Source organism: Cobetia sp. BMC6 (assembly GCF_029991385.1).
In the GTDB taxonomy this organism is placed as follows: domain Bacteria; phylum Pseudomonadota; class Gammaproteobacteria; order Pseudomonadales; family Halomonadaceae; genus Cobetia.
In genome coordinates, this window is the sequence record NZ_JAKUMF010000006.1 from 54,778 (window position 1) to 74,882 (window position 20,105).

The 20,105-nt window shown below is 63.1% G+C and carries 18 protein-coding genes; 13 read left to right on the plus strand and 5 right to left on the minus strand.

Annotated features, from left to right (window positions below; all coding sequences use genetic code 11):
* Positions 1-66: 66 nt before the first annotated feature.
* The 5 genes from dapD to map all read right to left on the minus strand — a co-directional run bounded on the left by dapD (position 67) and on the right by map (position 6,525).
* The gene (gene dapD / locus MKZ40_RS12210) at positions 67-1,092 is read right to left on the minus strand and encodes a 2,3,4,5-tetrahydropyridine-2,6-dicarboxylate N-succinyltransferase (protein WP_175089680.1); all 1,026 of its coding nucleotides are present in this window, start codon (positions 1,090-1,092) and stop codon (positions 67-69) included.
* A 40-nt stretch (positions 1,093-1,132) separates the two neighbouring features.
* Positions 1,133-1,489 carry an ArsC family reductase gene (locus MKZ40_RS12215; RefSeq protein WP_043333033.1) on the minus strand — a complete coding sequence of 119 codons (357 nt, stop codon included), beginning with the start codon at positions 1,487-1,489 and terminating at the stop codon, positions 1,133-1,135.
* A 132-nt stretch (positions 1,490-1,621) separates the two neighbouring features.
* Positions 1,622-2,821, minus strand: coding sequence for a succinyldiaminopimelate transaminase (gene dapC / locus MKZ40_RS12220; protein WP_175089679.1), 1,200 nt, complete (start codon positions 2,819-2,821; stop codon positions 1,622-1,624).
* A 195-nt stretch (positions 2,822-3,016) separates the two neighbouring features.
* Positions 3,017-5,728 (minus strand): [protein-PII] uridylyltransferase, encoded by a 2,712-nt coding sequence (locus tag MKZ40_RS12225; RefSeq protein WP_175089678.1) that lies wholly within the window; start codon positions 5,726-5,728, stop codon positions 3,017-3,019.
* A gap of 5 nt (positions 5,729-5,733) precedes the next feature.
* On the minus strand, positions 5,734-6,525 hold the full coding sequence (gene map, locus MKZ40_RS12230; RefSeq protein ID WP_175089677.1) for a type I methionyl aminopeptidase: 792 nt from the start codon (positions 6,523-6,525) through the stop codon (positions 5,734-5,736).
* Positions 6,526-6,840: 315 nt separating this feature from the next.
* Between map and rpsB the strand changes: the two genes are divergently transcribed.
* The 13 genes from rpsB (at position 6,841) to lpxA (ending at position 20,105) form a co-directional block, all read left to right on the plus strand.
* Entirely contained in the window at positions 6,841-7,575 is a 735-nt protein-coding gene (gene rpsB, locus MKZ40_RS12235; protein ID WP_175089676.1) for a 30S ribosomal protein S2, read from the plus strand.
* 179 nt (positions 7,576-7,754) lie between these two features.
* Entirely contained in the window at positions 7,755-8,624 is an 870-nt protein-coding gene (tsf, locus tag MKZ40_RS12240) for a translation elongation factor Ts (RefSeq protein ID WP_175089675.1), read from the plus strand.
* Positions 8,625-8,739: 115 nt separating this feature from the next.
* On the plus strand, positions 8,740-9,477 hold the full coding sequence (gene pyrH / locus MKZ40_RS12245) for a UMP kinase (protein WP_253064173.1): 738 nt from the start codon (positions 8,740-8,742) through the stop codon (positions 9,475-9,477).
* A gap of 4 nt (positions 9,478-9,481) precedes the next feature.
* Positions 9,482-10,039: a ribosome recycling factor gene (frr, locus tag MKZ40_RS12250; RefSeq protein ID WP_043333023.1), complete on the plus strand. Its 558-nt coding sequence runs from the start codon at positions 9,482-9,484 to the stop codon at positions 10,037-10,039.
* Positions 10,040-10,093: 54 nt separating this feature from the next.
* Positions 10,094-10,837 (plus strand): polyprenyl diphosphate synthase, encoded by a 744-nt coding sequence (uppS, locus tag MKZ40_RS12255; protein WP_175089673.1) that lies wholly within the window; start codon positions 10,094-10,096, stop codon positions 10,835-10,837.
* A complete protein-coding gene (locus MKZ40_RS12260) occupies positions 10,837-11,640 on the plus strand; it encodes a phosphatidate cytidylyltransferase (RefSeq protein WP_175089672.1) in 804 nt (267 codons plus the stop codon). The genes uppS and MKZ40_RS12260 overlap by 1 nt, the downstream gene beginning before the upstream one ends.
* A complete protein-coding gene (gene ispC, locus MKZ40_RS12265; protein ID WP_282627910.1) occupies positions 11,637-12,890 on the plus strand; it encodes a 1-deoxy-D-xylulose-5-phosphate reductoisomerase in 1,254 nt (417 codons plus the stop codon). Before MKZ40_RS12260 ends, ispC begins: the two co-directional genes overlap by 4 nt.
* Positions 12,891-12,978: 88 nt before the next feature.
* Positions 12,979-14,334 (plus strand): sigma E protease regulator RseP, encoded by a 1,356-nt coding sequence (gene rseP, locus MKZ40_RS12270; protein WP_175089671.1) that lies wholly within the window; start codon positions 12,979-12,981, stop codon positions 14,332-14,334.
* A gap of 245 nt (positions 14,335-14,579) precedes the next feature.
* Positions 14,580-16,916: an outer membrane protein assembly factor BamA gene (gene bamA, locus MKZ40_RS12275; protein ID WP_175089670.1), complete on the plus strand. Its 2,337-nt coding sequence runs from the start codon at positions 14,580-14,582 to the stop codon at positions 16,914-16,916.
* Between the two features lie 145 nt (positions 16,917-17,061).
* Complete coding sequence (locus MKZ40_RS12280) at positions 17,062-17,574, plus strand: OmpH family outer membrane protein (RefSeq protein WP_175089669.1); 513 nt, start codon at positions 17,062-17,064, stop codon at positions 17,572-17,574.
* 92 nt (positions 17,575-17,666) lie between these two features.
* On the plus strand, positions 17,667-18,704 hold the full coding sequence (lpxD, locus tag MKZ40_RS12285; protein WP_175089668.1) for a UDP-3-O-(3-hydroxymyristoyl)glucosamine N-acyltransferase: 1,038 nt from the start codon (positions 17,667-17,669) through the stop codon (positions 18,702-18,704).
* Positions 18,705-18,897: 193 nt separating this feature from the next.
* The gene (fabZ, locus tag MKZ40_RS12290; protein WP_175089667.1) at positions 18,898-19,341 is read left to right on the plus strand and encodes a 3-hydroxyacyl-ACP dehydratase FabZ; all 444 of its coding nucleotides are present in this window, start codon (positions 18,898-18,900) and stop codon (positions 19,339-19,341) included.
* Complete coding sequence (gene lpxA, locus MKZ40_RS12295) at positions 19,338-20,105, plus strand: acyl-ACP--UDP-N-acetylglucosamine O-acyltransferase (RefSeq protein WP_175089666.1); 768 nt, start codon at positions 19,338-19,340, stop codon at positions 20,103-20,105. The genes fabZ and lpxA overlap by 4 nt, the downstream gene beginning before the upstream one ends.

Genomic DNA, 20,105 nt, shown 5'->3' on the forward strand with positions numbered 1-20,105 from the left:
CCGAGCCGGGAAATACCATGACGGCCTGCCAGAGAGGGAGTCTCCGGCAGGCTGTCGTCACACGCCTCAGTTGTGGGCGTGCAGGGCATCATTGAGCGCGATGGCGCTCTTGTTGGTGCGGCACTCGACACGGCCGGTGACGGAGTTGCGGCGCAGCAGCAGGTCGTCCTGGCTCGCCAGCTCACGGGCCGCAACCGTCTCGACTTCCTGGCCTTCGTTGTCGAAGACCATGACCTTGGTGCCGGCGGTGATGTAGAGGCCAGCTTCCACGGTGCAGCGATCGCCCAGCGGGATGCCGATACCGGCATTGGCGCCGATCAGGCAGCCTTCACCGACCTTGATGACGATGTTGCCGCCACCGGACAGGGTGCCCATGGTGGAGCAACCGCCGCCCAGATCAGACCCCTTGCCGACGAAGACGCCCGCGGAGATGCGGCCTTCGATCATGCCCGGACCTTCGGTACCGGCATTGAAGTTGCAGAACCCTTCGTGCATCACGGTGGTGCCTTCGCCCAGGTAGGCGCCCAGGCGCACACGCGCGGTATCGGCGATACGAATGCCGGTCGGCACCACGTAGTCGGTCATCTTCGGGAACTTGTCGACACAGTCCACGGACAGGGTCCGGCCTTCCAGGCGGGCCTTGAGGCGACGCGTCGGCAGTTCTTCGATGTCGATGGCGCCTTCGCTGGTCCAGGCGACATTCTTGAGCAGACCGAACATGCCGGTCAGGTCGATGCCGTGCGGGCGCACCATACGGTGAGACAGCAGATGCAGCTTGAGGTAGACCTCCGGCACGCTCTGCGGGGCGGCATCTTCCTCGATGAACATGGCGACCAGCGGGCGCTGGCTGGCGGCCAGGCTCTCGGCCAGTTCGGCCTGGGCGCTGTCACCGGCGTCGCGCAGGGCGCTGGCCAGGGCGGCGCAGTGTTCCGGCAGGAAGCTGGTGGCGGTGGTGCCAGCCGGTGCGTCCAGTGCCTTGCGAGCGGCGTCAACAACGGCAGCGGTCGGCTTGAACAGCGGGGCAGGATAGTAGACTTCCAGCCAGTCGCCGGTGGTGTTCTGGGTGCCGATTCCGAGGGCAAGGCTCAACATCGTGTCAATCTCCGGGGTGTCCAGTGGTGTAAGGGGTAACTCAGTCCTGCGGTTCGTAGACCGCCTTGTCATAGCCGATCACCAGATCCATCTCATTGTCGGCGGGATGACGCTCGAGAATGGGACGCTTGATCAGGGTCGGGTGCTCCAGCATCAATGCGCGTGCCGAATTGGCATCGAGGCTGTCACGTTGTTCATCGCTCAGGTTGCGCCAGCTGGTGCTGCGCTTGTTGAGCAGGCTGCTCCAGGCGGTCTGCTCCAGCCAGGATTCCAGCAGGCTGGCGGAGAGACCATCCTCGCGCAGGTCATGCCAGCGGTAGGGCACGCCCCGGTCGTCGAGGGCGCGGCGCGCCTTGCGGCAGGTATCGCAGGTCTTGATGCCGTAGAGCACGTGCATGGCGGTCTCCTTGAGCCAATCCGCCCCGCCGGGCGGGGCTGTCATCCAGTGTCGGGCTGCTGTCCAGTACGCTGCTGATCTGCCAGTGCAACGCTGTCAGTGCGGCGCTGTCAGCCCGTGCGGGTCTTGCCCTCAGCGCAGGCGTTCGACGAAGCGACGCAGGCGCTGGGCGGCTTCGACGGTCTGTTCCAGTTCGGCCACCAGCGCCAGACGAATGCGTCCGGCACCCGGATTCACGCCGTCCACCTCGCGCGCCATGTAGCTTGCCGGCAGTACGCCGACGGCCTCTTCACGCAGCAGCTCGCGGGTGAAGGCGGCATCGTCACCACCAGGAACAGCGGGATACAGGTAGAAGCTGGCTTCCGGTGTCGGGAAGTCCATTACCGGCGCAAGGATTTCGGTCATGGCGGCAAATTTCTCGCGGTAGGCATTGCGATTGGCCAGCACATGGTCTTCATCATTCCAGGCGGTGATGGAGGCGTACTGGTGATGCAGCGGCATCGCGCAGCCGTGATAGGTGCGGTAGTGGCGGAAGCGACGGATCACCTCGCCATCGCCGGCCACGAAGCCGGAGCGCAGGCCCGGTAGGTTGGAGCGCTTGGACAGCGAGTGGAAGACCACGCAGCGCGCGTAGTCGTCGCGGTCCATGGCGGCACAGGCTTGCAGCAGGCCCGGCGGCGGCATGGACTCGTCGAGGTACAGCTCCGAGTAGCACTCATCGGAGGCGATCAGGAAGTCATGCTCGTCGGCGAGGCGAATCAGTTGCTGAAAGTCCTCCAGCGGTGTCACGGCGCCAGTAGGGTTGCCCGGCGAGCAGACGAAGACGATCTGTGTATCACGCCATACCTCAGCCGACACCGCGGCGTAGTCGGGACGGAAGCCATTCTCGGCGGGGCAGGGCAGGTAGGTGACCTCGCCGCCGGCCAGCAGCGTCGCGCCTTCGTAGATCTGATAGAAGGGATTCGGCACCAGCACGCGCGCCGGACGCGTGCTGTCCAGCGAGGCCTGGATGAAGGCGAACAGTGCCTCGCGGGTGCCGGTGACCGGCAGGACCTGCTGATCGATATCCGGCGTGGCGTTGAGCGAGAAGCGCTTTTCGAGCCAGTCGGCAATCGCCTGGCGCAATTCCGGCAGACCGCCGGTGGCGGGGTATTTGGCCACGCCCATGATGTGCTCGCGCAGGGTGTCGAGCACGAATTCGGGCGGCGCATGACGCGGCTCGCCGATGGTCAGTGCAATCGGGTCCAGGGCGGGATTGGGCACGACGCCCTCGCGCAGCTTGGCCAGGGTTTCAAACGGGTAGGGCTTGAGCTGGTCGAGATCCGGGTTCATGCACGTTCCATGGGTGATGGCCGTGGCAGTCAGGCTGCCGGCCGAGCAGGAAGGAAGGCGTCCGCGAGTCACCGGACTGCCATGCAGGTCGACTCGCGATTATAGGGAAGCCGACCGGTCCCCTCAATCGCGGGGTGCCGGCCGGCGCTTTCCCTCTGTACTCTCGTCACGTGCCGTCATGTGCCGTCACGCGTCTCAGCCGCGCTCGCCGACCTCAAGGACTTCGGTGAGGGCGTCACGCAGGCGTGTCTGGCGCTCGGGGTCGGTGATGGGTTCGCCGGCGCGGTCGGTGATGAAGAAGATATCCTCGACGCGCTCGCCGAGGGTGGCGATCTTGGCGGCATCGATGGCGATCTCATGCTCCATGAACACGCGGCCGATGCGCGCCAGCAGGCCCGGGCGGTCCGAGGCGATCACTTCCAGTACGCTGCGGCCGTTGGTGTAGTCCTGGCTCAGCGTGATGCGCGGCGCGATGCGGAAATGCTTGAGCTGGCGCGGCGTGTGACGATTGACGATCACCGAGTAGTCATCCGGGTCATCCAGCTCTTCGACCAGATGGGTGCGGATATCGGCCAGGCGTGCGGCATCGCGGATCGGCTCACCTTCATCGTCGAGCAGGATGAAAGTGTTGAGCGTCCAGTTGTGGCTGGAGGTGGCGATGCGCGCATCGTGGATCGAGAGTCCCAGCTGTTCCAGCGCCGCGGCGGTGGCCGCGAACAGGTTGTCCACCGAGCGGGTATGGATGAAGACCTTGGTGCCGCCTTCGGTCATCTCCTCGGTGGGCGCGCTGGTCAGCACCAGCGGCAGCGGCTCGCCATGCTCGTCGAGCTGCGGTGCCGCCTGGCGCGCCAGGATGCCCTGGGTGTGCCAGGCCACCTCGCTGGGCGCGTAGCGTACGAAGTAGTCGTCGCCGAGGCTGGCCCACAGCGCCTCGGCGTCAGTGCGGGCGGTGCCCATGCCGGCCAGCAGGGACAGTGCCTCCTCACGGGTCTCGGTGATCCACTCGTGGCGCTCCGGCGGATGTTCGAGGCCACGGCGCAGCGCCCGGCGCGTCTCCATGTGCAGCTGGCGCAGCAATGCCGCACGCCAGCCGTTCCACAGCGACGGGTTGGTGGCGTTGATGTCGGCCACCGTCAGCACGTAGAGATAATCGAGGTGCGTCTCGTCGCCGACGATCTCGGCGAAGCGCGTGATGATCTCGGGGTCGGCGATGTCCTGCTTCTGGGCGGTCATCGACATCAGCAGGTGGTGGCGCACCAGCCAGCTCAGCGTACGGGTATCGCGCGGGCTGAGGTCATGGCGGCGCGCGAAGTCCTCGACTTCCTCGGCGCCGATCTCGGAGTGGTCACCGCCACGGCCCTTGCCGATGTCGTGATAGAGCCCGGCGATCCACAGCAGCTCCAGCTTGGGCAGCTCGCGGATCAGGGTCGCGGCGACCGGGAACTCCTCCTCGGCATCGGGGGCGCGGAATTCCTGGGCGACCTTGAGCAGACGCAGCGTGTGTGCATCGACGGTGTAGACGTGAAAGAGGTCATGCTGCATCAGTCCCACGGCACGCCCGAAGGCCGGCAGGTACTTGCCGAGGATGCCGTAGCGCGCCATGCGCTTGAGCACGCGAGGCACGTTGCCGCCACAGCGCATCAGCTCCATGAACAGGCTCTGGTGGCGCACGTCGTCGCGGAAGGCGTCGTCGATCTGGTGGCGATGATCACGCAGCGCGCGGATGGTGTCGGCGCGCACGCCCTCGATCTCCGGATGCTGCGCCATCAGCAGGAACAGCTCCAGCAGCGCGGCGGGGCGGCGGCGGAACACGCCTTCCTCGCGCAGGCTGATGTAGCCGCTGCGGATCTCGAAGCGCGGATTGAGCGGCACGATGTTGACCGGTTCGTCATGACGCAGGATGGCCTCGTCGAAGTGCTGCAGCAGCATGTCATTGAGGCCCGCCAGGGCGGTGACATGGCGGTAGTAGCGCTTCATGAACTGCTCGACCGCCAGATGCTCGGGCGTGTCGCGGAAGCCGAACAGCTCGGCGATGGTGCGCTGGTGGTCGAATAGCAACCGGTCCTCGGCACGCCCGGCCAGCATGTGCAGCGCGAAGCGCACCTGCCACAGGAAGGCCTGGCCCTGGCTGAGAATGCGCAGTTCGGCATCATTCATGAAGCCCAGTGCGACCAGGTTGTCGTAGCGCTCGACCCCGAAGTGGCGCTTGGCGACCCAGCCGATCATCTGGATGTCACGCAGGCCGCCCGGCGACGACTTGATGTTGGGTTCGAGGTGGTATTCGGTGTTGGCGAACTTGTGGTGACGCGCGATCTGCTCCTGCCACTTGGCCTCGAAGAAGGCTTCGGCCGGCCACAGGCGGTCGGTGGCCAGGCGTTCGCGCATGGCCTCGCGCAGCCGCTGCGGGCCGGCGATGACGCGGGATTCCAGCAGGTTGGTGATCACGGTGACATCGGCGCGTGCCTCACGTTCGCAGTCATTCAGCGAGCGCACGGACTGGCCGATCTCGAGACCGATGTCCCACAGGAAGGTGATGAAGTCGGACAGCGCCTCACGATAGGGCGTGTCGTCGTCCTGCTCCAGCAACAGCAGCAGGTCGATGTCGGAATGCGGGTGCAGCTCGCCACGGCCGTAGCCGCCCACGGCGAGCAGGGCGATGCCGTCATCCGGCCAGGCCTGACGTTGCCAGGCGATGGCCAGCAGGCGATCGATGGCGCGGGCACGACCATGGATGAGGTCGCGGATGTCGGCGCCCGCCTTGAAGCGAGCCTCGAGACGCTCCTGTACCTGTGCCAGAGCCCGCTTGAACAGCGGGATGGGGGTCTTCGTCGTGGCCAGCTCGCCGTCCAGGGTGACGGCATCGTAGAGCGCTTCACGCTCGACGAAGTGATAGTGGTGCAGGAGCATCTTGATCAACCCTCGAGGAAGGAGAGGTCCTCTTCCGTGCGACGTGTCAGCACCTCAACGCCGGTGGCGGTGACCAGCAGAGTGTGCTCCCACTGGGCCGAGAGGCTCTTGTCCTTGGTGACAGCCGTCCAGTCGTCCTTGAGGACCTTCACCTTGTAGCCACCGACATTGACCATAGGCTCGATGGTCAGGCACATGCCTTCCAGAAGCTCGGCGTCAGCACGGGCTTCGTAGCCGTCATAGTGCAGCACCTGCGGGTCTTCATGGAAGCCGGCGCCGATGCCGTGGCCGCAGAAGTCACGCACGACACTGTAGCCAGCCGCTTCGGCATGCTTCTGGATCGCGCGACCGATTTCTGACAGGCGCACGCCCGGACGTACCAGCTCGATGCCTTTATAAAGGCATTCCTGGGTGATGCGGCACAGACGCTCGGCCTGGATGCTCGGCTCGCCGACGATGTACATCTTCGAGGTGTCGCCGTGATAGCCGTCCTTGATCACGGTGATGTCGATGTTGAGGATGTCGCCTTTCTTGAGCTTCTTGTTGTCATCGGGGATGCCGTGACAGACCACGTGATTGATCGAGGTGCAGATCGATTTCGGGAAGCCGTGGTAGTTGAGCGGCGCCGGAATGCAGCCCTGAACTTCGGTGATGTGGTGGTGCGCGATGCGGTTGAGCTCGCCCGTGGTGACGCCGGGACGGACATGCTCGTCGAGCAGCTCCAGCACTTCAGCCGCCAGACGGCCGGCGACGCGCATCTTGTCGATTTCTTCAGCTGTCTTGATGGGAATGTTCATGAGGACTCGAGGCAGGAGATAAGAGGGATGAAACGCCGCCAGGCCGCGCGTGACGGGGGAATGGCGCGACGCATCGCATGCCGCGTCGGGCAGTGGCGACTTCATATCGTGGTCGAGCTATGGTATAAAGCCGCGCGCTTTCCTGCAAATTCTCCTCGATCGGCCACCTCCGGGCGCCTGGCCGAGGCGAGATTGAAGGATTGACGTACATAACCCCAATCCACACACGTTCCGTCACATGGTCCCGGGTGCCGCGCAAGCGGTCGGATCCATGGGGGACGTGGAGGCCCAACCCGATATCCAGGAGATATTCACATGGCGCAAGTCAACATGCGCGATCTGCTCAAGGCAGGCGCACACTTCGGTCACCAGACCAAGTACTGGAACCCGAAGATGTCCAAGTTCATCTTCGGCGCTCGCAACAAGATCCACATCATCAACCTCGAGCACACCCTGCCGGCGCTGAACGAAGCCGTGTCAGTGGTCGAGAAGATGGCTGCCAATGGCAACAAGATCATGTTCGTGGGCACCAAGCGCGCTGCCGGCAAGATCATCAAGGAAGAAGCTCGCAAGGCTGGCCAGCCGTACGTCAACCATCGCTGGTTGGGCGGCATGCTGACCAACTTCAAGACCATCCGTCAGTCCATCAAGCGTCTGCGCGAAATCGAGCAGATGCATGAAGACGGTACCTTCGCGAAGCTGACCAAGAAAGAAGTCCTGATGGCCACTCGTGAGCAGGAAAAGCTCGAGCGTTCCATCGGCGGTATCAAGGACATGGGCGGCCTGCCGGACGCAATGTTCGTGATCGACGTTGACCACGAGCGCATCGCGATCAACGAAGCCAACAAGCTGGGCATCCCGGTCATCGGCGTCGTCGATACCAACTCCAACCCGGACGGCGTGGACTACGTCATCCCGGGTAACGATGACTCCATCCGCGCCATCCAGATCTATGTCCAGGCAATTGCAGGCGCCTGTGGCAAGAACAAGGAAGAAGAGCTGGCCGGTGAGTTCGTCGAAACTGCTTCTGAAGAAGACGCAGCAGAGTGATCCTGGCGGCTTGATCTGACTGTCACACACGCTGCGCTACACTAGGTGCGGCATGGCCTAGCCAGGCGGCAGTCAGGTCAGGCAATGAGGGGGCCACGGCCCCCTCATTTGCGACCGTTCAAGCGGTCGTGACCGAATTCCCGTATTCAAAGACGTCGACACGACAGAGGTTTCATCCCATGGCAGCTATCAGCGCATCTATGGTCAAGGAACTGCGTGAGCGTACCGCGCTCGGCATGATGGAATGCAAGAAGGCTCTTACCGAAGCCGGTGGTGACATCGAGCTCGCGATCGAGAACCTGCGCAAGAACTCCGGCCTGAAGGCCGCCAAGAAAGCTGGCCGTGTGGCCGCTGAAGGCGCCATCGTCATCAAGGTCGCCGACGATGCCAGCTACGGCGTGATGGTCGAAGTCAACTCCGAGACCGACTTCGTCGCTCGTGATGACAACTTCCAGGCCTTCACCAAGCTGATCGCCGACCGCGTGTTCGAAACCAAGAACACCGACATCGCCTCCCTGATGGAAGGTGAGCTGGAAGACACTCGTGGTCAGCTGGTTCAGAAGATCGGTGAGAACATCTCCGTTCGTCGTGCCGAGCTGGTTGAAGCACCGGCTGGCGGCATCGTCGGTGGTTACGTCCACGGCGGTCGCATCGCGGCACTGACCCTGCTGCAGGGCGGCACCGCTGACGCAGCCAAGGACGTTTCCATGCACGTCGCAGCCGTCAACCCGGTCTGTGCTCGTCCGGCAGACATGCCGCAGGAACAGATGGACGCCGAGAAGGCCATCATCCTTGCTCAGCCGGACATGGCAGGCAAGCCGGCGGAAATCGCCGAGAAGATGTCCCAGGGCCGTCTGAAGAAGTACCTGGCCGAGAACAGCCTGACCGAACAGCCGTTCGTCAAGGACCCGAACCAGACCGTCGCCGAGTTCGTCAAGGCTGCCGGCGGTGAAGTGGTGTCCTTCGTTCGCATGGAAGTCGGTGAAGGTATCGAGAAGGAAGAAGTCGACTTCGCAGCTGAAGTCCGTGAGCAGGCCAGCCGCGCGTAAGGGCTGACTGTTTTCGCTTCTCACGATGGCGTGCGCTTAGTCGCACGCCATCGTGTATCTGGCCCCCGCCTTCGGGCCGCCCCGTCCCCGTATGTCAGTATCAGGAGAGATTCGCATGGCCACCATTTCCGCTGAACGCAATGCCAAGTACAAGCGCATACTGCTCAAGCTTTCCGGTGAGGCCCTGATGGGTGATGGCGATTTCGGCATCGACCCCAAGGTGCTGGATCGCATGGCGCTGGAAATCGGTCAGCTGGTGGGCATCGGTGTCCAGGTCGGCATCGTCATCGGTGGCGGCAACCTGTTCCGTGGCGCAGCCCTGCAGGAAGCCGGCATGGAGCGCGTGACCGGTGATCACATGGGCATGCTGGCCACCGTCATGAACGGTCTGGCACTGCGTGATGCACTGGAGCGCTCCAATATCCGTTCGCGCGTGATGTCTGCCATCCCGATGAGTGGCGTGGTAGAACATTATGATCGTCGTACCGCCATCCGTTATCTGACGTCTGGCGATGTGGTCATCTTCTCCGCCGGTACCGGCAATCCGTTCTTCACTACCGATTCCGCTGCCTGTCTGCGCGGTATCGAGATCGACGCGGATGCCGTCATCAAGGCAACCAAGGTGGATGGTGTCTACGACAAGGACCCGGTCAAGTTCCCGGATGCCGTGAAGTACGACAGCCTCAGCTACGATGATGCGCTGGAGCAGAAGCTTGGCGTGATGGATTTGACCGCCATCTGCCTGGTACGTGACCATGACATGCCGGTGCGGGTGTTCAACATGAACAAGGCAGGCGCGCTGCTCAACCTGGTGGTGGGTGGCAAGGAAGGCACGCTGATTGATAGAGGGTAAGACTGTGATCAACGACATCAAGAAAGACGCCGAATCACGCATGAAGAAGACCATCGAGTCCCTCGGTGCCGCCTTCGGCAAGATCCGTACGGGTCGTGCGCATCCCAGCATCCTGGATGCCGTGACGGTCGATTACTATGGTAGCCAGGTACCGCTGAATCAGGTGGCCAACATCACCACCGAAGACGCGCGTACCCTGACGGTCGTGCCGTGGGAAAAGCCCATGGTGCCGAAGGTCGAGAAGGCCATCATGACTTCTGACCTGGGTCTCAACCCGTCCACCGCCGGTGACGTGATTCGCGTCCCGATGCCGATGCTGACGGAAGAGACTCGTCGTGGTTACACCAAGCAGGCGCGCGCCGAAGCGGAAAACGCCCGCGTGGCGCTTCGCAATGTGCGTCGTGATGCCAACGGCGACATCAAGAGCCTGCTCAAGGACAAGGACATCTCCGAGGACGACGCGCGTCGCGGAGAAGACGAGATCCAGAAGCTGACCGACAAGTATGTGGCGGAAGTCGACAGTGCTCTGGAGCACAAGGAAACCGACCTGATGCAGGTCTGATCGGGTCTGCCGCCGGCATCTGCCGGCGGCATCCGGTGCTCGTAGCGAGACCCCATGACGTCACCGAATTCCCCCTCCACGCCACGCCATGTGGCGATCATCATGGACGGCAACAACCGCTGGGCGAAGTCCCGCGGCTGGGCTGGCATACGCGGCCATCGCGCCGGTGCCGAAACTGTCCGCAGTACCATCCGTCGCGCTGCCGAGCAGGGCGTGGAAGTGCTGACCCTGTTCGCCTTCTCCAGTGAGAACTGGAAGCGCCCGGCCAATGAAGTCAGTGCGCTGATGGAGCTGTTCCTGCTGGCGCTCAAGCGCGAGGTCAAGAAGCTTCATCGCCACGATATCCGACTCTCGGTCATCGGCGAGCGCAGTCGTTTTTCCAATTCGATTCAAAAGCATATCCAGAGCGCCGAAGACATGACGCGCGGCAATCGCGGCATGCACGTGGTGATCTGCGCCAACTATGGCGGCCGCTGGGATATCGCCGAGGCCGCTCGCCGTCTGGCGGAGCAGGTCGAGCGCGGCGAGCTCAAGGCAGCGGACATCGACGAGTCACGTCTCGGGGCGGAAGTGTGCCTGAGCGATCTGCCGGAGGTGGATCTGTGTATCCGCACCAGCGGTGAGCAGCGTATCTCCAACTTCCTGATCTGGCAGCTGGCCTATGCCGAGTTCTATTTCTCGCCCGTGCTGTGGCCTGATTTCGATGCGGCAGCCTTCGATGAAGCGCTCAGCGCCTACGCCCTGCGTCAGCGTCGTTATGGCATGACCAGCGAACAACTCGACGCCGAGGGGCTCTAGTGCTCAGACAACGAATCATCACCGCGCTCATTCTCGCGCCGCTGGCGCTGTGGGGGCTGTTCGGCCTCGACGGCGCCGCCTTTGCCACCTTTACCGGCGCTGTCGTCGCGCTGGCCGCCTGGGAGTGGTCCAATCTGTCTGGCGTGCGTGCCGGCATGGCGCGCCTGCTGTTCCCGCTGGTGCTCAGCGTGCTGATGCTGCTGGTCTGGCAGCTCGATGGCGCTCTTGCGCGTTGGCCGCTGTATCTGGCGGCACTGGCATGGCTGGTCAATCTGCGCTGGGTAATGCGCTATCCGGCCTCCAGTCAGGAATGGCAGGCGACCGGCGTGCGGCTGGGCGTCGGCGTGCTGGCACTGCTGCCGACCTGGTTCGGCTTCGTGCAGCTCAAGGCCAGTGGCGGCGAGTGGCTGCTGTATGTGCTGCTGATGGTGTGGGCGGCCGATATCGGTGCCTACTTCTCCGGCAAGCGCTTCGGCAAGCGCAAGCTGGCGCCGCGTGTCAGCCCGGGCAAGTCCTGGGAGGGCGTCTACGGTGGTCTGGTGGCGACCGGTCTGCTGGCGACCGGCTATGCGCTGGCGGGGCTGGCCGACTGGCTGCCGCTGCTACTGGTCACGCTGGGCGTGACAGCCGTCTCGGTGCTGGGTGACCTGCTCGAGAGCATGTTCAAGCGCCAGCGTCAGATGAAGGACTCAAGCCATCTACTGCCCGGTCATGGTGGCGTGATGGATCGCATCGACAGCCTGACCGCGGCGGTGCCGCTGTTTGCCCTGCTGTTGCCGTGGGTGCTGGGAGGTGGTGCGTGAGCACGAATGTGAACGTGAATCACGAGACTCCTTCTGATGCACCTGCGTTGCAGCGCATCACTATCCTCGGCGCGACCGGCTCCATCGGGTCCAGTACACTGGATGTGATCGCGCGCCATCCCGAGCGCTATCGAGTGCATGCGCTCAGCGCTGCCACGCGTCACGAGGCGCTGCTGGAGCTGTGTCTGACGCATCGCCCGCAGGTGGCGGTGATCGCCTCGTGCGAGGCGGCTGCATGGCTCAGTGAGGCCCTCAAGGGCGTCGAGAGCTATCAGGGCACGCCCATCGAGGTGCGCCACGGTGAGCAGGCGCTGGTCGACATCAGTGAGGCGCCTGAAGTCGATAGCGTGATGGCTGCCATCGTCGGTGCGGCTGGCCTGTTGCCGACGCTGGCGGCGGTGCGGGCCGGCAAGCGCGTGCTGCTGGCCAACAAGGAAGCGCTGGTGTGTGCCGGGCAGCTGTTCATGGATGCGGTGAAACAGCACGGGGCGACCCTGCTGCCGATCGATTCCGAGCACAACGCCATCTTCCAGTGCCTGCCGGCCCGGCATCGTGATGGCCTGGCGCCGATCGGTGTCGAGAAGCTGTTGCTGACCGCCTCCGGTGGCCCGTTCCGCGATGATGCCGAATGGCCTGCCGAGCGACTGGCGACGGTGACGCCGGACGAAGCCTGCGCGCATCCCAACTGGTCGATGGGACGCAAGATTTCCGTCGACAGCGCCACCCTGATGAACAAGGGGCTGGAGCTGATCGAGGCCTGCTGGCTGTTCGCCTGCGGGCCGGATGACATTCAGGTGGTCGTGCATCCCCAGAGCGTGATTCACTCGATGGCGGCCTACAGCGATGGCTCGGTGCTGGCCCAGATGGGCAATCCGGACATGCGCACGCCGATCGCCTATGCGCTGGCATGGCCGGAGCGTATCGATGCCGGCGTCGAGCCGCTGGACCTGTTCCAGGTCGCACGTCTCGATTTCCGTGCCGCCGATGAGACGCGCTTCCCGTGTCTGCGGTTGGCGCGCGAGGCCATCGCGGCGGGCGGTACCTGGCCTGCGGTGATGAATGCTGCCAACGAGGTGGCAGTGGCTGCCTTCCTCGAGGGTCGCCTGGCCTTCGATCGTATCCCGGCAGTGGTGCAGGCCGTCATGCAGGCGCGCCCGCCGCTGGCGGTGGATGGCCTCGAGGTGATTCTTGCCGAAGATGCGGCGGCGCGTGAGCTGGCCGCTGCCGAGTTGGCCCTCGCCGGGCCCTGAAATCCTATCTTGCACTGTCTTGTCACTTTCCTCGTGAGCGTAACAAGGCAGGCTGCCCATCTCGGGCACCAATCTCCAGGAGCGCGTGATGGGTGTGATCCAGAATATTCTTGCCGTGATCGTCGTGTTGGGGGTGTTGATCACCATCCATGAATACGGTCATTTCTGGGTCGCGCGTCGTTGCGGCATCAAGGTGCTGCGCTTCTCCATCGGCTTCGGAAAACCCTTCTGGTCGTGGACCGATCGCCACGGCACCGAGTACGGGGTCGCCGCCATTCCGCTGGGTGGCTACGTCAAGATGCTGGATGAGCGCGAAGGGCCGGTCGATCCGGCCGAGCGTCATCTGGCCTTCAACACCAAGTCGGTGTGGAAGCGTATCGCTGTTGTCTCGGCGGGCCCGCTGGCCAACTTCCTGCTGGCCATCGTCGCCTACTGGGCGCTGTTCGTCGCCGGTACCACCACGGTGGTGCCGATGGTCGGTGCCGTGGCGCCTGACTCGCCGGCTGGCCGCGCTGGCCTTGCGCCGAAGACCGAGATCGTCGCCATCAATGGTCAGGCCACTCCCTCGTGGGATGAGGTCAACCTGCGCTTGATCGGTGCGATCGGCGATGACAGCCTGACGTTTACCACGCGTGCCGAGGGCGCCAGCACCACGCGTGAGCAGTCCCTCGATGTGACACGCTTTCTGGTCGATCAGGACCCGCCGCGTCCGCTGGTGACGCTGGGCATCACGGCCTGGCGTCCTCAGCTGCCGGCGGTGCTGGGGCGTGTGCTGGACGGTGGTGCCGCCCAGGCGGCAGGTCTGCAGGCCGGTGACCGCATCGTCAGCATCGATGGCACCCTGGTGGTCGACTGGATCGATTTCGTCGAGCGCGTGCGTGGTGCGCCGGGCGAGACGCTGTCGGTACTGGTGGCGCGAGATGGCAAGGAAGAGACGCTGTCATTGACACCTGCCAGCAATTCGCTCGATGACGGGCGTGTCGTGGGGCAGGTCGGTGCCGGCGTCCAGAATGTCAGCTGGCCCGAGCAGTATCAGCGCGAGCTCAGCTTCGGGCCACTGGCGGCCGTCGGGCAGGCCGTCGGCAAGACTGGCGAAATGACGGTGCTGACGCTGGATTCGATCCGCAAGATGCTGGTTGGCCTGATCGCGCCGTCCAATCTGTCAGGCCCGATCACCATCGCGCGTATCGCCGGCGACACGGCGCGCTCCGGCCTCGAGGCCTTCCTCGGCTTCATGGCCTACCTCTCCATCAGTCTGGGTGTCCTGAACCTGCTGCCGATTCCGGTGCTGGATGGCGGTCACCTGCTGTTCTATCTGGTGGAAGCCGTGCGCGGCAAACCACTTTCGCAAGAGGTCCAGAATGCGGGGTTGAAGATCGGCATGGCGCTGGTCGGTTCCCTCATGCTGATGGCCATCTACTTCGATCTCATGCGTCTTTGGTGACAGATTCGGGGAGCCATCAGCACTCGATGGCTCCCGCACGATGAACCGAATCTGAACTGTCGATGCCCATGGGGGTCAATTCATTGCACGGGCTGGTCAATGCGATCAACTCCCGTCATCATGCCCACACGACTTCGGCCCCGATTGCCGATCCTCACTCGTAGCTGTCTTGTCAGTTGCAGGGGGTTGTGTATAAGGTGCCTGTTCACCCAAGCGGGCGGAATCCAGAGAAGCGAAGCGACTGCATGAAACTCAAGACCATTGGATTGGCAGCTGCGCTGCTCGGGGCCAGTCAGGGCGCCTTGGCCGCATCTTTTAAAGTTTCGGACATCCGGGTAGAGGGCCTCCAGCGTGTGTCTGCGGGCACCGTCTTCAACGCCTTCCCCGTCTCCGCGGATCAGAATGTGGAAGAAGGGGACCTGTCGTCGGCTGCGCGTCAGCTGTTCGATACGGGCCTGTTCGACGACATCCGCCTCAAGCGTGATGGCGATGTCCTGATCATCGATGTGGTCGAGCGCCCGACGATCTCCAAGATCGAGATTGATGGCAACTCGCAGATTCCCGACGAAGACCTGCGCAAGGGCCTCAAGGAAGCAGGGCTGGCCGAGGGTCAGGTTCTGCAGCGCTCCACGCTGGAAGAGATGCAGCGTGAGCTCGAGCGTGTCTATCAGGCTCAGGGCCGCTACAGCGCGCGTATCGAGACCTCGGTCGAGGAGCTCGAGCGCAACCGCGTACAGGTCAACATCGACGTCAAGGAAGGCGCGATCGCCAAGATTCATCAGATCAACATCGTCGGCAATGATGCCTTCGACGACGAGACCCTGCGTGAACAGCTGGAGCTGGAAGACAAGCCGAGCTGGTTCTTCGGCTGGTTCTCGGATGATGAATATTCGCGTGAGAAGCTGACCGGCGACATCGAGACCCTCAAGTCCTGGTATCTCGATCGCGGTTACGTCAACTTCGAGGTGCGCTCGACCCAGGTGTCCATCTCGCCGGACAAGTCCGAGATCTTCGTCACCATCAACGTCGATGAAGGCAAGCCGTACAAGATCGGTGAGATCGGTTTCGCCGGCGACATCAAGATGAAGGAAGAGCGGGCACGTGATCTGGTCAAGCTCGCTCCGGATGCTCTCTATTCCCAGCGTGATGTGACCGCTTCCAGCGAGGCGCTGCGCCAGGCACTGGGTGCTGACGGCTTCGCCTTCGCCAAGGTCAACGCGGTGCCGGAGGTCAACGAAGAGAGCGACACTGTCGATCTGACCTTCGCGGTCGACCCCGGCAAGCGTGCCTACGTGCGTCGCATCAACTTCAAGGGCAACACCACCACCGCAGACGAAGTGCTGCGTCGTGAAATGACCCAGCTGGAAGGCGCACCGGCCTCCACCGACAAGATCAAGCAGTCCAAGCAGAAGCTTGAGCGCCTCGGCTTCTTCAAGCAGGTTGATGTCGACACGCGCCCTGTCGCCGGCGAGCCTGACCAGCTGGACGTCAACTACAACGTCGAGGAGCAGCCGTCAGGCTCGATCTCGGCGTCGATCGGCTTCTCCCAGGGTGATGGTGTCATCTACGGGGTTGGCCTGTCGCAGAAGAACTTCCTGGGCACCGGTAACGAAGTCAACATCAACGCCCAGAAGTCGGACGATTACACCAACGTCAGCTTCGGCTACACCGACCCGTACTGGACGCTGGATGGCATCTCGCGCGGCTACAACATGTTCTACCGCAAGGTGGACTACGACGATGACGATGATGTCGCCAGCTACGCGACCGACAGCTTCGGTGGCGGGATCAACTTCGGGTATCCGATCAATGAGCTGTCACGCCTGAACTTCGGCGGCGGTTACGAGTTCGTGCGCGTCAAGGACTTCGACGACAGCCCGGCGGAGGTCACGCAGTTCATCGAGGATGAAGGCGAAGACTTCAACCTCTACAAGCTGACAGCCAGCTGGTCACGCAACAACCTCAACCGTGGCATCCTGGCCACGGCGGGCAGCTCTCAGCTGCTGTCGCTGGAAGTGGCGGTGCCGGGTTCCGATGCGGATTACTACAAGCTCCGCTACAAGGGATCCAAGTACTTCGAGCTGAGTCAGGACTGGTCACTCAAGTTCCGTACCGAGCTGGGCTATGCCAACTCGTTCTCCGGCGATACCTATCCGTTCTTCAAGAACTTCTATGCCGGTGGCCTGGGCAGCGTGCGTGGTTACAGCTCCAATACTCTGGGGCAGGCTACCACCGAACAGAACGATGGTGACGACGATACCATCGGCGGCAACATCCTGATCGAAGGTGGGGTGGACCTGATCTTCCCGATGCCCTTCATCAAGGACAAGCGCTCCGTGCAGCCGTCGTTCTTCGTCGATGCCGGTAACACCTATCTGACGTCGTGCTACGACGTGAGCTCCAGTGACACCAGCAGCTGTGAAAGCGGTGTCGACCTGGGTGAGCTGAATTACAGTGCCGGTATCGGCCTGTCGTGGATCACGCCGGTGGGCCCGCTGACCTTCAGTGTCGCCCAGCCGATCGGTGACGATGACGACGATGACACCGAGATCTTCCAGTTCTCGCTGGGCCAGACCTTCTAAGGCCGTACGATGCCGCACCCGCTAGAGCCGGTGCGGCCTTCGTCACGACCACCGGCGGCGCTGTCCCTGTTCCGTCGCCGGTTTTCGCACCGTCGGTCGCTGAGTCATCAGTGACCGAGCAACAGGTCTACAAGGAGTTTGTGTGATGCGTAAATTGACCCGCGCCCTGTGTCTGGCTGGTGGCCTTGCCGCCATGGCAACTCCGATGCTGGCACAGGCCACCGAAGTCGCGGTCCTCGACTGGCGCCAGGCGCTGTTGAGTTCCGACTCGGCCAAGATTTCCATGAACCAGCTCAAGAATCAGCTGGCCGGCAAGCAGGACCAGGCCAAGGCTCTCGCCAAGGAACTGGAATCCCTGCAGGCCAAGCTTCAGAAGGACGGCGCCGTGATGTCCGACTCCGAGCGTCAGTCCGTGCAGCAGCAGCTGCGCCAGAAGGGTGGCCAGTTCCAGCAGCTGCGTGGTCAGGTCCAGCAGCAGCAGCAACAGGCGGAGCAGACCTTCCTCAAGCAGTCCAAGCCGAAGCTCGACAAGGCCATCCAGCAGGTCGTCGACAAGCATGGCATCGAGCTGTTGGTCGACCGCAATGCGACGGTCTACAGCAAGGACGGTTTGGATCTGACCAATGAAGTGACTCAGGTGTTCAACTCGCTCAACTGAGTGCATTCCGCGCGCGCAAGCGTGCGGGATGTATTGCATCCGAGCATGACAACGCGAATGCGAGCCAGAGGCGCTCAGCGCCCAGAGACAGAATGAAAAAGCGACAATTCTCTTACACTCTCGAGGATCTGGCTCAGCGGCTGGGCGCTCGTCTCGTCGGTGACCCGGCTGTCCGGGTCACCGGCCTGTCGACGCTGGTCGATGCTGAGCCCGGCGATATCGCCTTCCTCGCCAATCGCGCCTACCTCAAGTATCTCGGGGAAACCGCCGCGACTGCCGTGCTGCTGCATGAAAGCCATCTTGAAGAGTGCAAGGGTAATGCCCTCGTGCTGGACAATCCGTATCTGGCCTACGCTGAGCTGTCGCGTCTGTTCGATCCGTTGGCGGTCGAGCCTCAGGCGAGCGTGCACGCCAGTGCCGTCATCGACGAGACCGCAACCCTGGGGGCCAATGTCGAGGTCGGCCCGCAGGTCGTGATCGGTCCGGGCGTCAGCATCGGTGACAACACGCGCATTCAGGCGGGTTGCGTGATCGGGGCCGACAGCGTGCTGGGCGAGGGCTGTCTGCTGCATCCCAATGTCACGCTCTATCATGGCGTGGTGGTCGGTGCGCGTGCGGTGCTCCACAGCAGCTGCGTGATCGGCGCCGATGGCTTCGGTTTTGCCCACGATGGCAAGGGCTGGCACAAGATCGCTCAGCTCGGCGGCGTGCTGATCGGCGATGATGTCGAAGTCGGCAGCTGCACCAGTATCGATCGTGGCGCGCTCGGCGACACCATCATCGGCAATGACGTCAAGATCGACTCCCAGGTCCAGATTGCGCACAACGTCCAGATCGGGGATCACTCGGCACTGGCGGGCTGTGTCGGCATCGCCGGCTCCACCAAGGTCGGGCGCTACTGTCTGATGGGCGGCGGTGTGGGTCTGGCGGGGCACCTGGAAATCGCCGATGGCGTGCAGGTGACCGGCATGAGCCTGGTGACCAACTCCATCACCAAGCCGGGCGTCTATTCCTCCGGTACTGGCGCGATGGACAACGGCCTGTGGCGCAGAAATGCCGTGCGTTTCAAGCAGTTGGATCAGTTGGCGCGACGCTTGAATCAGGTAGAGAAGAGTCTGAAGGACAAGTAGTACTGCAAGCCCGGGTAGTACCTGTCCAGAGCGGGGTCTCGCACCTGCTTGGCGCACTGTCGGGCAATGAGCGGCTGCCAGCCACGCGCAAGGACGCTATAATGCGCGCCATTGCCCGAACGGCGGTCCGGACCGTCATTACATGCCTGCCCGCGAGCGGCAGGCATTTCGTTATTTCAGAGGTTGCAAGCCAATGGTTATGGACGTCAACGAGATCCGTGAGTATCTCCCGCACCGCTATCCTTTCCTGCTGATCGATCGTGTCATGGACCTGACCCTTGGCGAGTTCATCGTTGCGCGCAAGAACGTCAGCATCAACGAGCCGTTCTTCAATGGTCACTTCCCGGAGCACCCGATCATGCCGGGCGTTCTGATCGTGGAAGCCATGGCTCAGGCGGCGGGTATTCTCGGCTTCAAGACCGTCGACAAACGTCCCGCCGATGGCTACATCTACTATCTCGTCGGAAGCGACAATGTGCGCTTCAAGCGCCCGGTGATGCCGGGTGATCAGCTCGAGATCAGCGCCCGCGTGCTGCGCGAGAAGCGTGGCATCTGGAAATTCGCCTGTCAGGCCAAGGTCGATGGCGATGTGGTCTGCGAGGCCGAAATCATCTGTGCCGAGAGGAAGGTCGCTTGATACATCCTACTGCCATTGTCGATCCCGGCGCCCGCCTGGCCGATGATGTCGAGGTCGGCCCGTTCTGCGTGATCGGGGCTGATGTCGAGATCGGCGCTGGCACGGTGGTGGGGCCGCATGTCGTCATCAAGGGCACCACCGTCATCGGTGAGCGCAACCGTATCTTCCAGTTCGCGTCGGTGGGCGAGGACTGCCAGGACAAGAAGTACGCCGGTGAGCCGACGCGTCTGGAGATCGGGGATGACAACGTCATCCGCGAGGGCGTGACCCTGCATCGCGGCACCGTCCAGGATGCCAGCCTCACGCGTATCGGCAGTCGCAACCTGTTCATGGCCTACTCGCACGTCGGTCATGACTGCATCATCGGCGACGACTGCATCATGGCCAATCAGGCGACGCTGGGCGGCCATGTCCACCTCGGCAACCACGTCATTCTGGGTGGCCTGTCGGCGGTGCATCAGTTCTGCCATATCGGCGAACATGCCATGGCGGGTGGTGGCTCCATCATCACCAAGGACATCGCGGCCTTCGTGATGGTCAATGGTCATCCGGCGGAAGCGCATGGCCTCAACAGCGTCGGCCTCAAGCGTCGTGGCTTCAGCCGCGAGATCATCTCCGCGCTGAACACGGCCTACAAGACGGTCTTCCGTCAGGGGCTGACGCTGGCCCAGGCCCTCGAGCAGCTGGAAGCCGAGCCGCCGCTGGCCGAGCGCGATGTCTTCATCGCCTCGCTCAAGGCGTCCACACGCGGTCTGACTCGCTGA

Bases quoted from the DNA above. Each gene is read 5' to 3' on its own strand.
- rseP (WP_175089671.1), top strand. From the start codon at position 12,979: ATGGGTGTGATCCAGAATATTCTTGCCGTGATCGTCGTGTTGGGGGTG.
- MKZ40_RS12225 (WP_175089678.1), bottom strand. From the start codon at position 5,728: ATGCTCCTGCACCACTATCACTTCGTCGAGCGTGAAGCGCTCTACGAT.
- rpsB (WP_175089676.1), top strand. From the start codon at position 6,841: ATGGCGCAAGTCAACATGCGCGATCTGCTCAAGGCAGGCGCACACTTC.
- fabZ (WP_175089667.1), top strand. From the start codon at position 18,898: ATGGTTATGGACGTCAACGAGATCCGTGAGTATCTCCCGCACCGCTAT.
- bamA (WP_175089670.1), top strand. From the start codon at position 14,580: ATGAAACTCAAGACCATTGGATTGGCAGCTGCGCTGCTCGGGGCCAGT.
- dapC (WP_175089679.1), bottom strand. From the start codon at position 2,821: ATGAACCCGGATCTCGACCAGCTCAAGCCCTACCCGTTTGAAACCCTG.
- lpxD (WP_175089668.1), top strand. From the start codon at position 17,667: ATGAAAAAGCGACAATTCTCTTACACTCTCGAGGATCTGGCTCAGCGG.
- pyrH (WP_253064173.1), top strand. From the start codon at position 8,740: ATGGCCACCATTTCCGCTGAACGCAATGCCAAGTACAAGCGCATACTG.
- uppS (WP_175089673.1), top strand. From the start codon at position 10,094: ATGACGTCACCGAATTCCCCCTCCACGCCACGCCATGTGGCGATCATC.
- MKZ40_RS12215 (WP_043333033.1), bottom strand. From the start codon at position 1,489: ATGCACGTGCTCTACGGCATCAAGACCTGCGATACCTGCCGCAAGGCG.
- dapD (WP_175089680.1), bottom strand. From the start codon at position 1,092: ATGTTGAGCCTTGCCCTCGGAATCGGCACCCAGAACACCACCGGCGAC.
- map (WP_175089677.1), bottom strand. From the start codon at position 6,525: ATGAACATTCCCATCAAGACAGCTGAAGAAATCGACAAGATGCGCGTC.
- tsf (WP_175089675.1), top strand. From the start codon at position 7,755: ATGGCAGCTATCAGCGCATCTATGGTCAAGGAACTGCGTGAGCGTACC.
- MKZ40_RS12280 (WP_175089669.1), top strand. From the start codon at position 17,062: ATGCGTAAATTGACCCGCGCCCTGTGTCTGGCTGGTGGCCTTGCCGCC.